General features: G+C 71.8%; 12 protein-coding genes. 2 read left to right on the plus strand and 10 right to left on the minus strand.

The annotated features are described in order from the left end of the window. Positions 1-7: 7 nt before the first annotated feature. The 6 genes from ACF1AJ_RS05670 to ACF1AJ_RS05695 form a co-directional block, all read right to left on the minus strand. Positions 8-2,275, minus strand: a complete 2,268-nt coding sequence (locus ACF1AJ_RS05670; RefSeq protein ID WP_391506472.1) for a transglutaminaseTgpA domain-containing protein — start codon at positions 2,273-2,275, stop codon at positions 8-10. Further along, on the minus strand, positions 2,265-3,596 hold the full coding sequence (locus ACF1AJ_RS05675; RefSeq protein ID WP_391506473.1) for a DUF58 domain-containing protein: 1,332 nt from the start codon (positions 3,594-3,596) through the stop codon (positions 2,265-2,267). The genes ACF1AJ_RS05670 and ACF1AJ_RS05675 overlap by 11 nt, the downstream gene beginning before the upstream one ends. A gap of 1 nt (position 3,597) precedes the next feature. Then, positions 3,598-4,674, minus strand: a complete 1,077-nt coding sequence (locus ACF1AJ_RS05680) for an AAA family ATPase (RefSeq protein WP_391506474.1) — start codon at positions 4,672-4,674, stop codon at positions 3,598-3,600. An 11-nt stretch (positions 4,675-4,685) separates the two neighbouring features. Next, positions 4,686-5,168 (minus strand): pantetheine-phosphate adenylyltransferase, encoded by a 483-nt coding sequence (gene coaD / locus ACF1AJ_RS05685; RefSeq protein WP_391506475.1) that lies wholly within the window; start codon positions 5,166-5,168, stop codon positions 4,686-4,688. Positions 5,169-5,241: 73 nt separating this feature from the next. Beyond that, positions 5,242-7,473: an ATP-dependent DNA helicase RecG gene (locus ACF1AJ_RS05690; RefSeq protein ID WP_391506476.1), complete on the minus strand. Its 2,232-nt coding sequence runs from the start codon at positions 7,471-7,473 to the stop codon at positions 5,242-5,244. Beyond that, on the minus strand, positions 7,470-8,267 hold the full coding sequence (locus ACF1AJ_RS05695) for a tol-pal system YbgF family protein (protein WP_391506477.1): 798 nt from the start codon (positions 8,265-8,267) through the stop codon (positions 7,470-7,472). Before ACF1AJ_RS05695 ends, ACF1AJ_RS05690 begins: the two co-directional genes overlap by 4 nt. Before the next feature lie 49 nt (positions 8,268-8,316). Here ACF1AJ_RS05695 and rsmD point away from each other — a divergent pair, with 49 nt between their 5' ends. Further along, positions 8,317-8,895 carry a 16S rRNA (guanine(966)-N(2))-methyltransferase RsmD gene (gene rsmD / locus ACF1AJ_RS05700; RefSeq protein ID WP_391506478.1) on the plus strand — a complete coding sequence of 193 codons (579 nt, stop codon included), beginning with the start codon at positions 8,317-8,319 and terminating at the stop codon, positions 8,893-8,895. Positions 8,896-9,013: 118 nt separating this feature from the next. Here the strand turns inward: rsmD and thiL are convergent, their stop codons facing one another. Continuing rightward, the gene (gene thiL, locus ACF1AJ_RS05705; RefSeq protein ID WP_391506479.1) at positions 9,014-10,015 is read right to left on the minus strand and encodes a thiamine-phosphate kinase; all 1,002 of its coding nucleotides are present in this window, start codon (positions 10,013-10,015) and stop codon (positions 9,014-9,016) included. A gap of 25 nt (positions 10,016-10,040) precedes the next feature. Between thiL and ACF1AJ_RS05710 the strand changes: the two genes are divergently transcribed. Further along, a complete protein-coding gene (locus ACF1AJ_RS05710) occupies positions 10,041-10,538 on the plus strand; it encodes a DUF3515 family protein (RefSeq protein WP_391506480.1) in 498 nt (165 codons plus the stop codon). A gap of 25 nt (positions 10,539-10,563) precedes the next feature. Here ACF1AJ_RS05710 and ACF1AJ_RS05715 read toward each other — a convergent pair whose 3' ends face one another. Genes ACF1AJ_RS05715 through ACF1AJ_RS05725 form a run of 3 tightly spaced genes read right to left on the minus strand, consistent with a single transcriptional unit; the run spans position 10,564 to position 13,448 of the window. Beyond that, complete coding sequence (locus ACF1AJ_RS05715) at positions 10,564-11,658, minus strand: D-alanine--D-alanine ligase family protein (RefSeq protein ID WP_391506481.1); 1,095 nt, start codon at positions 11,656-11,658, stop codon at positions 10,564-10,566. Continuing rightward, positions 11,570-12,700 (minus strand): NAD(P)H-dependent glycerol-3-phosphate dehydrogenase, encoded by a 1,131-nt coding sequence (locus tag ACF1AJ_RS05720; protein WP_391506482.1) that lies wholly within the window; start codon positions 12,698-12,700, stop codon positions 11,570-11,572. The genes ACF1AJ_RS05715 and ACF1AJ_RS05720 overlap by 89 nt, the downstream gene beginning before the upstream one ends. Beyond that, entirely contained in the window at positions 12,693-13,448 is a 756-nt protein-coding gene (locus ACF1AJ_RS05725) for a lysophospholipid acyltransferase family protein (RefSeq protein WP_391507444.1), read from the minus strand. The genes ACF1AJ_RS05720 and ACF1AJ_RS05725 overlap by 8 nt, the downstream gene beginning before the upstream one ends. Positions 13,449-13,462 lie beyond the last annotated feature (14 nt).

Raw genomic sequence — 13,462 nt, forward strand, 5'->3', positions numbered from 1 at the left:
GACTATTTTACGCCGCTCCACGGGGACGGACGGCGGAAGGCCAGCCCGCTGGCAGCAAGGACACAGGAATGAGCAGTGCCTTCGTCCGCAGCATCGGCCCGGCCTGCTCCTCCAGCGCGGACAGTACGGACTCGAGGTCGTCGGAGAGGCCGCCCGCCCAGCGACGGCTCGGCGGTCCGTAGGCGTCGCGTTCGAGCTCGCCGAGCAGCCGGAAGACCGCATCCTCCGCGGGCGTTCCGCCCACCGCCGCGGCGACCCGACCGGCGAACACGCGCGGCGTCTCGGTCGGCGGTGCCGTCCAGCCGAGGTCGCGCACGGTGTCGCGCAGCTCGTCCCAGACGAGGGAGGCACCGCCCCACTCGTCGCTGAGCTCGCGCAGCCGTCTGCGCCGTCGCATCCTGCGCCACACCGCGGGGATGAGCAGGACGCCGACCACGAGGAGGGCGACGCCGATCCCGGTCGCGAGCGGCTGGGCTCCCGAGGTCGGGGTGAAGGTGGCCGATCCGGCCGGGTTGGCGGGGTCGGTCGGCACGAGCGCCCGCGGTGCGGAACTGGAGGTGGCGGCAGAGCTCGGGGGCGCCGCGGCGGGGTCGGTCTGCGGCCGGGTGTAGTCCGGGACCGTCCCTCGGCCGACCGTCGGCTCGAACGGCACCCAGCCCACGCCGGCGAAGTACAACTCGGGCCAGGCGTGCAGGTCGTCGCTCGTCACCGTGTACTCGCCCGGATTGGTGGCCGTCCCTCCGCTCGTCGCGCCGGGCAGGTAGCCCTCCGCGACACGCGACGGGATGCCCAGGGTGCGGGCCATCAGCGCCATCGCCGAGGCGAAGTGCACGCAGTACCCGCTCTTGGTCTCGAGGAATTTCGCGATCACCCGCGCGCCGTCGCCGTCGTATCCCTGCTTGAGCGGAGTCTGGGTGGAGTACACGAAGCTGTTGTCGCGGAAGTAGTCCTGCAGCGCGACCGCCTTGTCGTACTCGGTGATCGCATCCTTCGTCGCGGTGAGCGCGGAATCCTCGATGATCGACGGCAGGTTGGGCGACAGGAAGAGGTCGCGCTGGACCTCCACCGGCACGAACCCGCCCGCCGCTTTCAGCTGATCGGCTGTGGGCTGCAGCAGGAGGCTGGTCGCGGTGTACTTCTGCCCCTGCGTCGTCGAGTTGATGCCGCCGATCGTGAGGTCGTCCGGGTCCCACGACCAGGTCCCGCTCAACCCCTTCACGGACTGGACGGGCGCCGGAGTCGGCAGCCAGCGGCTCGTCATGTTGTCGATCGCGACCGTGGTCGTGATCTTCGTCGTCTTGACCGTCTCCGAGAGCCCGGCGACCGGTCCGATCTTGGCGCCGTCGCTCAGCCGGTTGGTGTCGCGCTCCCGATGCTTCCACACGGATCCGGTGAACTGGTCGAGGGAGGCCAGCTTGAGGTACTGCCCGTTCGCCGCCGTCGTCGTGTAGGTGAGGGCGCGCACCGCGGCAGGGCGGCGGAGGTCCTTGCCGAGGTCGACGAGCGGCGTGACCGTACCGCCGATGGAGATTCCCCCGGCGGTGAAGGACGTCGCACCACCCTGGTCGAAGCCCGGCGCCGTCCCGGCGAGGACGACCGCGATGGTCACCGCCGAGGCGCCGACCGACAACGCGGCTCCCGGGCGCGGTGTGCCCGGGCGCCTGCTGCGCACGTCGCAGCGCAGCAGCCACAGGTACGCCGCCGCCGATGCGGCCAGGGCCAGGGGGTCGAGCCCGTCGCCGAGCAGCGCGCCCGGCACGACGAGCACCGCGGCGATGCCCACGGCGGTGAACGCCGGCGTCCGGATAGCCACCGCGAACGTGTCGAGAATGAGCGCGAGCAGGCATCCGCCGCCGACGACGAGGAACAGGAACTCGGGGAGCGCCTCCGCCGGAGTGCCCTGCTGATAGATGGACAGCATCGCCTGCTGGAGGTACTGCAGCCAGTTCGTCACGGTCGTCGGCGTGGGGATGACGCCGAGCAGGCCCGACCCCCGGCCGAACGCCGCCGTCATGATCGCCGCGGACTCCACCAGCAGCAGCACGGGCACGACGCCCTTCGGGACGCCGAGGCTGCGGAGCCCCGCGCCGGTGACGAGCACCAGCGAGGCGGTCGCCACGAGCGCGAACCACCAGCCGAAGCCCTGGATGAGCCCGGAGAGCGCGTAGCTCAGCGCCACCACCTGCAGCACGAGAGCGCCAGTGATGCGCCAATAGCCGACCCGGCGCCGCACGCCGACGCGAGCGACGGGGAACGCGACGGACTCAGTCGCCACGCGCCACCACCCCCGCCCGCTGTCTCCGCAGGGCGCGCTGCCAGCACTGCGCGGGGTCGTCTCCCGCGGCGAAAGTCACGCAGAGCCATCCGGCGTCGGCGAGCACTTCGGCCGTCTCGGCCGGCAGGGAGGCGCCGACGAATGCGACGGCGGGGTCGCCCATCGACCGGAGCGCTGCGAGTGCGCCGAGCTCCGCGGGCGGCGAGCCGGCCAGCACGGCGAACACCGGGACCGGGCGCCCGGCCCTCCGCAGACCCGCACCGAGCTCGGCGACGGCGTCGTCCCTGGCCGTGACGCTGGTCTCGACCGCCGCCAGGTCGGCCAACAGCATGCGGTCGGCGCTCCCGACGTCGTAGGTCGCCGTCGTCGCCCCCATCGTGCCCGTGCGTCCGGCACCGCTCCGCCCCGATAGCTGGCGGTCCCCCGTCTCGACGACGCTCACCGCGAATCCCTCGTCCAGCAGGTGCACGCCGATGGATGCGACCAGGTCCACCAGCGTCTCGAACTCGTCAGCCGCCGCCTCGGCGTGGGCGGGCAGCGGACGCGTGTCCATCAGCATCCACGCCTCGGGGTTGCTGCGCTGCTCCTCCTGCCGCACCATCAGCTGGTCGTGCCGGGCGGTGGCCCGCCAGTGCACGCGCCGCAGAGGGTCGCCCGGCCGGTACTCCCGGGCGATCAACTCATCGGCGCTCGGGATGCTGTGGCGCAGCAGCTCGTGCTCCGTGCCCTCGCTGTGGGCGACATCCAGCTCGCCGCGCGACAGCGGGACGACGCGGGGCGTGACCAGCAGCTGGCGTGGCTGCCCGATCGCGTACTCGGCGTAGGCGATCCCGAACGGGTCCGTGCGGCTCACCACCAGCGGGCCGATGGGATGCGCGCCCCGGCGCTGCGGCACGACGTCCTGTCGGAGCACGACCGTGTCGCGGCCGAGCACGCTATCGGCCTGGTGCGCGCCGAGCCTCGGGAACGGCGCGGAATCCTGCACGCCGACCGCCGCAGGAGCCGATTCACGCCAGCGCGCGGCCGGGCTCGGACGCGGCGCCTGATTGCGCGCGGTCGTGACGATCGTGGCCTTCTCCCCCACCGCGACGACGTCGGGGTGGAAGCTGCGGGTGACGGTCAGGCGCGGACGGTCCACGGTCACCGAGATCATGGCCGCCAGGGGCAGCACGGTCAGGAACACGCCGACGAACAGCACGTCCGTGCGCCCGAAGACGGCGGACGCGACGAGCGCCAGCACACCCACGGCGCCGAGCGTCCAGCCGCGGGCGGTCGGGCGCGGCCGCTTCAGCGGCGAGGAGGAACGGCCGCCCGGGGGCATGTCAGCGTCCCGTGGCGCCCGATGCGCCTGAGCCGACGGACGAGCCGGAACCGACCGGCACCGGCGTCGACGCGACGATCCGCCGGACGATGTCGGCGATCACCGGGGCGCTCTCGTGGTGGTGTCCGAGCGCCCGGCTGGTCGGCAGGAGCCGGTGGCCGAGCACCGGCACGGCCAGTGCATCCACATCGTCGGGGAGGACGAAGTCGCGGCCGGCGAGAGCCGCCATCGCCTTCGCCGCGCGGATCAGTTGGAGCGTGGCGCGCGGGCTCGCGCCGAGCCGCAGGTCGCGGTCCTCGCGCGTGGCCCGCACCAGGTCGACCGCGTACTGCTTGACCGGCGTCGAGGCGAACACCGCCCGGGCCGTCACCATCATCGCGCGCAGCTCGTCGGAGGTGACCACCGGGCGGATGCGCGACAGCGGACTCGACGTGTCGCGTGTCGTCAACATGGCGAGCTCCGAGCCCTCGTCCGGGTACCCCATGGCGATCCGGGCCATGAAACGGTCGCGCTGCGCCTCCGGCAGGGCGTACGTGCCCTCCATCTCGACCGGGTTCTGCGTGGCGACCACGATGAACGGGGCGGCGAGTGGATAGGTCGAGCCGTCGACCGTGACCTGGCGCTCCTCCATGCACTCCAGGAGGGCGGACTGCGTCTTCGGGCTCGCCCGGTTGATCTCGTCGCCGATGACGATGTTCGCGAAGATCGCGCCCGGCTTGAACTCGAACCGGCGCTCCGCCTGGTTGTAGACGGAGACACCGGTGACGTCGCTCGGCAGGAGGTCCGGCGTGAACTGGATGCGGCTGACCGTGCAGTCGACCGACTTCGCCAGCGACTTCGCCAGCATGGTCTTGCCGACGCCCGGGACGTCCTCGATCAGCAGATGCCCCTCGGCCAGCAGCACCACCAGCGCGGTCTGCACGGCCTCGTGCTTGCCGTCGATGACGGACTCCACGTTGGCGGTGATCTGTTCCGCGGCGCGCCTCAGCTCGTCGAGGTCCATGCGGGTGGCATCCCCCGGCTCCTCCTCGGGCGCGACGGAGGATTCGGTGGGCTGGCGCGTCGCGTAACTGTTCATGACTCCCCCGGCTAGGTGTCTTGGAGGTATTCGTGCACGGCCGGCGGCACGTACGGGCTCACGTCGCCGCCGAGCGCGGACACCTGGCGCACCAGCGAACTGGAGACGTGGGCGTTCGCCGGGTTCGGCAGCAGGAAGACGGTCTCGACGTCGGCCAGGTGGCGGTTCACGATGGCCATCGGCGTCTCGTACGCCACATCCACCTGCGAGCGGATGCCCTTCACCAGCACGTGAGCGCCGACATCGGTGCAGTAGTCCACGAGCAGGCCCATGGACCAGGAGGCGATGACGATGTTGCCGACGATGCCGGCATCCTCGATCGACCGCTCCAGCAGAGCCACCCGCTGCGCGATGGGCAGCAGCGCCGACTTGTCCGGATTGTGGACCACCACGACGTGGACCTCGTCCCACAGACCGGCTGCACGCTCGATCACATCGAGGTGCCCGAGGGTAACCGGGTCGAACGATCCAGGGACAACGGCGATCCTGTTCATAGACCTCCAGACTATCCCGCGGTTCCCGGCATTTCGTTGTGAATCCGTTACCAACGGGTTTCGTCCGTGCGACTCAGGATTTGCCGAGGAACGCGCGCTCGCTCTCGTCGAGCCGCCGGGCCAGCGCCGCGGCGAGAGCGGGATGCGCGACGAGCGACGGATCCGCTTCGAGCGTCTCCTCGGCGGCGACCCTCGCCTCCGAGATCAGCTCGCCGTCCGTCGCGACCCGCAGCAGCCGGAGCGACGAGCGTCCGCCCGACTGACGGCTGCCGAGCACATCGCCCTCGCGGCGCAGCTCCAGGTCGATGTTGGCCAGCTCGAAGCCGTCGAGCGTCGCGGCGACGGCCTCCACCCGCTCGCGGGCCAGGCTCCCCTGCTCGGCCGAGGTGACCAGCAGGCAGAGGCCCGGGATGTCGCCGCGGCCGACGCGCCCGCGCAGCTGGTGGAGTTGCGAGACGCCGAAGCGGTCCGCATCCATCACGACCATGGCCGAGGCGTTCGGCACGTTGACCCCGACTTCGATGACCGTCGTGGCGATCAGCAGGTCGATGTCGCCGCCCGCGAACGCGCGCATGACCTCGTCCTTCTCATCAGACGGAAGGCGGCCGTGCAGCACCCCGATCCGCGAGCCGGCGAAGAGCGGATCAGCGCGCACCTGCGCGGCGACGGCCTCCACGTTCGCGATCGGCCGGGGCGGCGCGCCGTCGCCCTCCGGCTCCTCCGGCTCCGGCTCCTCGCCATCGTCCTCGGCGTCCTTGCCCGAGATCGCCGGGCAGACGACGAACACCTGGCGGCCCTTCGCGATCTCCTCCGATGCGCGCTCCCAGATCCGGCGCTCCCATCCGGGACGATCGGCCAGCGGCACCACGAAGCTCTCGATGCCCTGCCGGCCGGCGGGGAGCTGCGCGATCGTCGACACGTCCAGGTCGCCGAAGACGGTCATCGCGACCGTGCGCGGGATGGGCGTGGCGGTGAGGACCAGCACGTGCGGCGGGGTGCCGCCCTTCGCCCGCAGCGCCTCCCGCTGCTCGACGCCGAAGCGGTGCTGCTCGTCGACGACGACCAGCCCCAGGTCGAAGAAGGTGACCGCGTCGCCGAGGAGCGCGTGCGTTCCCACGACGATGCGCGCCTGCCCGGACACCGTCCGCAGGAGCGCGCGCTTCCGCTCGGCGGTGGAGAGCTGGCCGGTGAGGAGGGTCGGCATGAGCTGCGCCGAGAGGTCCGGGCCGAGCATCGCGGCGATCGACCTCAGGTGCTGCGCGGCGAGCACCTCGGTCGGAGCGAGCAGCGCCGACTGGCCGCCGGAGTCGGCGACGGCGAGCATGGCGCGGAGGGCGACGAGCGTCTTGCCGGAGCCGACCTCGCCCTGCACCAGCCGGTGCATCGCCGCCGTGCCGGCCAGGTCGCGTGCGATCTCGCCGCCCACCACATCCTGGTCGCCCGTGAGAGAGAAGGGCAGCGCCGCGTCGAACCGTTCGAGGAGCCCGCCGGGAACGGGCACGCGCGGTGTCGCGGCGGCCTCCCGAGACGCTGCACGCTGCTGCAGCAGCGCGGCCTGGAGAACGAACGCCTCCTGGAACCGCAGCGTGTCGCGGGCGCGCTGCCACTGCGCGTCCTTCTGCGGCCGGTGGATGCCTTCGAGCGCATCGCGGTACGGCACCAGGCCGCGCTCGGCGACGATCGCATCCGGCACGGGGTCGGGCACCGGCCCGAGGGCATCAAGCGCCAGAGCGACGGCCTTCTGCACCTGCCAGCTCGCCACCGTCCCCGTCGCGGGGTAGATCGGGATGGGCGTCTGCGCCCACTCCTTCGCGGCCGTGCTGCCCGGGATCACCGCATTCTCCGCATCCGGCTCGAACAGTTCATAGTCGGGATGCGCTAGCTGCAAGGCGCCGCGGTACGCCGACACCTTGCCGGCGAAGATCCCGCGCACGCCCGGCAGGAGCTCGCGGGAACGCCACGCCTGGTTGAAGAAGGTGAGGGTCAGGATGCCCTCTCCGTCCGAGATCTTCACCTCGAGGATGCTGCCGCGCCTCGCACGCATCGGGCGCTCCTGCACGCGCAGCACCTCGGCGATGATCGTCACGTTCTCGTCCAGCGGCAGGTTCGCGAGCGCCGTCAGCTCGCCGCGCTTCGCGTAGCGCCGAGGGAAGTGACTGAGCAGATCGGCGACCGTGCGCATCCCGAAGGCCTTCTCGAACGCCGAGGCCGTGCGGCCGCCGAGGACGCCGGTCAGCCGGGTGTCGAGGCCGACGGTGCCCGCGTCGGCGGACCCGGAGTCGGCCGGGGCGGGGACGGAGGTCATGACTCGATCGTATGCTTCCCCTCCGGCATTCCGTCGTCGGGGGGTGTGTCGTGGGGCTGGCCGGCCGGGGCATCCTGCGCGTCCAGTTCCGCCAGCTCCGACGCGACGGCCGGTTCGCCGGGACGCTCCGAGGCGAGGCGACGCTGGATCTCGCGCGCCGCGCTCGTGCGGCCCAGCTCGCGGAGGCAGCGACCGTACGCCCACTGCGCGGCGAACTGCTGGTCGAGGGTGCCGTACGCCTCGGCGTACTCCACCGCATCCTCGAACGAGACGAGAGCCGCGGCCGCATCCCCGTCCCGCAGCAGCGCCCAGCCGCGCAGGTCGTGGAGCACGACGCCCCAGCGGAGGGTGCGGGGGTCGCCGGTCGCGGCGAGGTCGGAGAGACCCTCCTCGATCCACTGCAGTGCCCGGGGCCGGTCCGCGTCGGCGAGTACGAGAGCGGACTCGACGGCGAGCGACACGTCGCCGTCCCGGCGCGCGGCACGCAGGGCGGCCTCCAGCACGGGAACGGCCTCGCTCGGGCGACCGGCGGCCGACCGGAGCCTGCCGCGCTCGAGCAGCACGCGCACCTCCAGCACGCCCGCGGCCGGCTCCAGCGACTCCAGCAGGGCCTCCGCCTCCTCGATCCGTCCCTGCAGCCCGAGCGCACGGGCGCGCTGGGTCTGCAGCTCGGCCCGGACGACCTCCGACCGGTCCGGTTCGGCGGCAGCGGCGGCCAGCCGTTCTGCGGAGGCGATCGGGTCACCGGGGAGCCACAGGGCGTCGAGCTCTGCCTGCTCCAGGCGTTCCTCCATCCCCATATCTTGGCGGCACTCGCCGTGCCGACGCTAGGCTCGGAGGGCCATGACCCGCATCGTCTCCGGATTCGCCGGCTCGCTCAGCCTCCAGGTGCCGAAGAGCGGTACGCGCCCCACCAGCGACCGGGTGCGCGAGGCGATCTTCTCGGCTCTGGATGCGCGCGACGCACTGCGCGGAGCACGCGTCCTCGACCTGTACGCGGGCTCCGGTGCGCTGGGGCTCGAGGCCGCCAGCCGCGGCGCCGTCTCGGTGGTGCTGGTCGAGAGGGGGGCAGCCGCGGCGCAAGTCTGCAAGCGCAACGCGGCGGCGGTCGTGTCAGCGGCGCGGGCTGCGCGCCAGTCGGTGCCGGACATCGAGGTGCGGGCAGCGTCCGTGCAGGCCTACCTCGGGGGCGCTCGCGGGCCCTTCGACGTCGTGTTCATCGACCCGCCCTACGAGGTGTCGGACGCCGAACTGTTCGCGGTCCTCACCGCGCTGGAACCGCTCCTCGCCGACGAGGCCGAGGTCTGCGTCGAGCGGAGCGCCCGCACGCCGGACCCCACCCTCCCCGACGGTCTCGCGCTGGTGCGCCGCAAGTCCTACGGCGAGACCGCCATCCACTGGATCACCCCCGCTCGCCCGTGACCCCGTCTCGCGGCTCCCCCCACCGTCGAGTCCGCAAACTTTGCGCGCTCGGGGGGGGTGGATGGTGTGCAAAGTTTGCGGACTCGACGGTGGGGGGCGGGGGTGGGAAACAGGGGGGTCAGCCGCGGCGGCCGTCCCATTCGAGGTAGGGGTCCCAGCCGCCGCGCTCGTCGAAGGGGGTGCCTGCGACGAGGACGCCCGCGCCGTCGCGGACGGTGCCGATCGGGCGGAACGAGCCGGGGAGGGAGGTGCCGGGCGGGAAGGTCGCGAGGAGGCCGTGGTCCTCTCCCCCGGTGAGGGCCGTGCGGAGGTCCGGGCCCAGAGTGGTGGGGTCGAGGTCGATCGCGACCCCGCTGGCGTCGGCCACGCGGCGCGCGTCGAGGGCGAGCCCGTCGCTCAGGTCGAGCATCGCCGTCGCACCGGCGTCGGCCGCGAGCGGGCCGTCCACGATCGGCGGACGTGGCCGCAGCTGCGCCGAGACGGTGTCGGGATGCGCGGCCACGACGGCGGCGAGACGCGCGGCATCCGGCTCTCCCGCAGCATCCACCGCCTCCGTGAACAGCACGCGCAGCCCGGCGGCCGCCTGACCCAGTGCGCCGGAGACGGCCACGACGTCCCCGGAACGGGCGCCGCTGCGGAGCACTGGGCGACGTCCGCCGAGGTCGCCGAACGCGGTCACTGCGATCGTCAGCGTCGCCGAGACCGATAGGTCACCCCCGACGACGCCGCACCCGGGCGCCAGGGCCGAGCAGGCCAGCCGGAAGCCGTCGGCGACGCCCTCCAGCCACGCCACCGGAGTCTCCGGCGGCGCGGCAATGGCGACGACCAAGGCGGTCGGGACGGCGCCCATCGCCGCCACGTCCGACAGGTTCGTCGCCGCGGCCTTCCAGCCGAGGTCCACAGGGCCCGACCACGCGAGCCGGAAGTCCGGGCCGTGGACCATCATGTCCGTCGTCACCACGAAGCGCCCGTCGGGAGCGGCGAGCACTGCGGCGTCATCACCCGGTCCCACGAGGGTGGCGCTCGACTCCGGGAGCCGCGGGAAGATGCGCTTGAGCGCCTCCCGCTCCGACGCCTCCCCGATGGTGATGCCGACCGCGTCGCTCCCAGAGATTCCCATGATCTGAAACGGTAGCCTGAAACCGATGAAGTCCCGTCGCCGCGCCCTCCCGGCCGTCCTGCTCGCAGGCGCCGCCCTGCTCCTCACGGGCTGTGCGCCCACCGTCTCCCTCGACCCCGCCGCGAACAGCAACGCGCCTGGTTGCGCCGAGATCAGTGTGCGCCTGCCCGACTCGGTCGCCGATAAGGCGAAGCGCGAGACGGATGCGCAGGCGACCGGCGCCTGGGGCGATCCGGCTGCCGTCATCCTGCGCTGCGGCGTTCCGCCGATCGGGGCGACGACGAAGCCGTGCGTCAACGTCAACGGTGTCGACTGGGTGCTCATGACGGACCCGGCCGCGAAGACGATCGTCTACCAGACCTTCGGCCGCGTGCCGGCGACGGAGGTCATCATCGACCACGTTTCGGGAGTCTCCGACTCGTCGGTGCTGCCCGAGTTCGCCAGCGCCGTCTCCACCGTCAAGCAGACGCAGAAGTGCCTGTCCACGCTCGACACCGACCCGACCGCGACGCCGAGTCCCTGAGCTGCCCGGGTTCGCGACCTCGCGCTCAGGCGGCGCGCGCGAGGGCGACCTGGATGAGCTCGTCGATCAGCGCGGGATAACTCACACCGGACTCCTGCCAGCATCGCGGGAACATCGAGATCGGGGTGAAGCCCGGCATGGTGTTGATTTCGTTGATGACGAAGCCGTCGGAGGTCAGGAAGAAGTCGACGCGCGCGAGCCCCTCCCCGCCGATGGCGTCGAAGCCCCGGATGGCGAGTTCGCGCATCTCGGCCAGCTGCGCGTCCGTGAGGTCGGCCGGGCAGACCAGGTCGATGCCCGGTGCGTCCAGGTACTTCGCTGCGAAGTCGTAGAAGTCGCGTCCGCTGACGACGATCTCACCGGCGACCGATGCTCGCGCAGGCTCGCCGGGCCGGCCGCCGAGGACGGCGATCTCGACCTCGCGGCCGGTGACCATCGACTCGATGAGCACGCGGTCGTCCTCGGCCAGTGCGATCTCCATCGCGGCGTCGAGTTCGGACCAGTCCTTCACCTTCGTCACACCGACGCTCGAACCGGCCCGGGCGGGCTTGACGAACGCGGGGAGCCCCAGCCCGCGCGCGGCCTCGCGCACGGACTCGGCGTCGGTGCTCCACTCGTAGGCGCTGACGGTCACCCAGGGCGCCACGGGGATGCCGGCCTGCTGCAGCACGGTCTTGGTGAAGTGCTTGTCCATCCCCAGAGCGCTGGCGAGCACACCGCTGCCGACGTACGGAAGGCCGACGAGCTCGAGCATGCCCTGCAGGGTGCCGTCCTCTCCCCACGGGCCGTGGAGGATCGGGAACACGATGTCGACGTCACCGAGAGACGAGCGGCCGCCCGCGCGGTCGATGACCGTCAGCTCGCGCGTTGCGACGCTGTCCGGCCACAGGATGCGCGAGCCGTTGTCCTCGACCTCGGGCAGCTTCTCGGCGTTCAGCGCGAAGAGCGATGCGTCGTCCGGCTGCAGCGTGAAGGCGCCGTCGTGCGTGATCCCGATCGGGATGACGTCGTACGTGTCGCGGTCGATCGCCTCAAGGACGCCCGCCGCCGTCGCGCAGCTGATCGAATGCTCGCTTGAGCGACCCCCAAAGAGAAGCGCGACCGCGACCTTGTCCGTCATCCGTTGTCCTTTCGCCCTGCGGCTCGTCCGAATCCGTCGTCAGATGCGGTGCGATGTCTTTCGGATCGAGCGTACCGGCGAGCACCTGGCTCACCTGACGGACGATCGGCATCTCCACCCCGCGCGCCTCGGCGAGGTGCAGGATCGGCGCGACGGAGGCGAGACCCTCCGCCGTCTGGTTCATCTGCTTCACGACGTCGTGGAAGCCGTAGCCCTGGCCGAGCAGCCGGCCCGCCGTGTTGTTGCGGCTCAGCGACGACTCGCACGTGGCGATCAGGTCGCCGAGGCCGGCGAGTCCGGACAGGGTCTCGGCCTGGGCGCCGTAGGCAACGGCGAAGTCCGTCATCTCGACCAGGCCGCGCGTGATGATCGACGCCTTCGTGTTCTCGCCGTAGCCGACGCCGTCCACGATGCCGATCGCGACGGCGATCAGGTTCTTCAGCACGCCACCGAACTCGGTGCCGATGACATCGGTGTTGACGAAGCTCCGGAAGTAGCGGTTGGTCGCCGCGATGGCCACGGCCTGCGCCGTCTCCAGGCTGGCCGACGACACGACGGCCGCCGTGGGCTGCTCGCGCGCGATCTCCAGCGCCAGGTTCGGGCCGGACGCCACCGCGATGCGCTCCACGTCGATCGGGAGGCCCTGGGCGATGACCTCGCTCATCCGCAGCCCGGTGCCCTTCTCGACGCCCTTCATCAGGCTGACGACGACGGTCTCCGGACCCAGGTACGGGATCATCGCCTCGAGGTTCGACCGGAGCGTCTGGCTGGGGATGGAGACGAACACCTGCTCCGCACCGCTCATCGCCTCGCCGAGGCGGCTGGTGGCACGGAGGTTCCGCGGGAGGTTGATGCCTTCGAGGTAGTCGCTGTTGCGCTTCACCTCGTTGATCTCGCGGGCGAGCTCCGGCCGACGCGCCCAGAGCACGACGTCGGACCCGCCGTCGGCGAGGATCTTCGCGAACGTGGTGCCCCAGCTGCCGGCGCCGAGCACGGCGATGCGGCGGGGACGCGCGATGGGAGCCTTCACTGCTTTAGCCATCGAAGCGGCCGGTCTCCTTCTGGTTGTGCTGCGACGGATCCCAGCGCTCGGCCGGGGCCTTCTCGCCGCGCAGGTCTTCGAGCAGAGCGGTGATCGCATCCATGATGACCGCTGTCGCCTCGGTGAGGGTGGCGTTATCGAGGGGCCGGCCGCGGAAGGCCGACAGGTCGACCGGGTCGCCCACCTTGACGTCGATGGTCTTGCGCGGGAACCAGCTGATCTTCTTCGCGTAGCGCGCCATCACCTGCTGGGTGCCCCAGTGCGCGAGCGGGATCACCGGGAGGTCGTGCTCGAGGGCCATCCGGGCAGCCCCGGTCTTGCCGCGCATCGGCCACATGTCCGGGTCGCGGCTGAGCGAGCCCTCGGGATAGATGACCACGATCCGTCCCTCGTCGGCGATCTTCTGCGCCGCCTCGAGCGGCGCCGAGCCGCGGGCGCTACCTCCGCGCGAGACGGGGACCTGGCCCGACCGCCGCAGGAACCAGCCGACCACGGGAACGCGGAAGAGGCTCTCCTTCGCCAGGAAGCGGGGCAGCCGCCCCAGCTTCCAGGCGACCATGCCGACCATGACCGGGTCGATCTCGCTGTAGTGGTTGGGGGTCAGGATGAACGCGCCCGTCCGCGGCAGCTTGTCGCCGTCCACGATCCGGAACCGCGCGAGCATGCTCCCGATCGGCACCACAAGGCCGGCGAGCACCCAGAACACCGACGGTCTGCTCTTCTCCGAGCGCTGCTTCTTCACGGGCATAGCGGTTTCTGGCA

The organism is Leifsonia sp. NPDC014704, assembly GCF_043083605.1.
Lineage (GTDB): Bacteria > Actinomycetota > Actinomycetes > Actinomycetales > Microbacteriaceae > Leifsonia.

Bases quoted from the DNA above. Each gene is read 5' to 3' on its own strand.
- ACF1AJ_RS05675 (WP_391506473.1), bottom strand. From the start codon at position 3,596: ATGCCCCCGGGCGGCCGTTCCTCCTCGCCGCTGAAGCGGCCGCGCCCG.
- ACF1AJ_RS05680 (WP_391506474.1), bottom strand. From the start codon at position 4,674: ATGAACAGTTACGCGACGCGCCAGCCCACCGAATCCTCCGTCGCGCCC.
- coaD (WP_391506475.1), bottom strand. From the start codon at position 5,168: ATGAACAGGATCGCCGTTGTCCCTGGATCGTTCGACCCGGTTACCCTC.
- ACF1AJ_RS05690 (WP_391506476.1), bottom strand. From the start codon at position 7,473: ATGACCTCCGTCCCCGCCCCGGCCGACTCCGGGTCCGCCGACGCGGGC.
- ACF1AJ_RS05695 (WP_391506477.1), bottom strand. From the start codon at position 8,267: ATGGAGGAACGCCTGGAGCAGGCAGAGCTCGACGCCCTGTGGCTCCCC.
- rsmD (WP_391506478.1), top strand. From the start codon at position 8,317: ATGACCCGCATCGTCTCCGGATTCGCCGGCTCGCTCAGCCTCCAGGTG.
- thiL (WP_391506479.1), bottom strand. From the start codon at position 10,015: ATGGGAATCTCTGGGAGCGACGCGGTCGGCATCACCATCGGGGAGGCG.
- ACF1AJ_RS05710 (WP_391506480.1), top strand. From the start codon at position 10,041: ATGAAGTCCCGTCGCCGCGCCCTCCCGGCCGTCCTGCTCGCAGGCGCC.
- ACF1AJ_RS05715 (WP_391506481.1), bottom strand. From the start codon at position 11,658: ATGACGGACAAGGTCGCGGTCGCGCTTCTCTTTGGGGGTCGCTCAAGC.
- ACF1AJ_RS05720 (WP_391506482.1), bottom strand. From the start codon at position 12,700: ATGGCTAAAGCAGTGAAGGCTCCCATCGCGCGTCCCCGCCGCATCGCC.
- ACF1AJ_RS05725 (WP_391507444.1), bottom strand. From the start codon at position 13,448: ATGCCCGTGAAGAAGCAGCGCTCGGAGAAGAGCAGACCGTCGGTGTTC.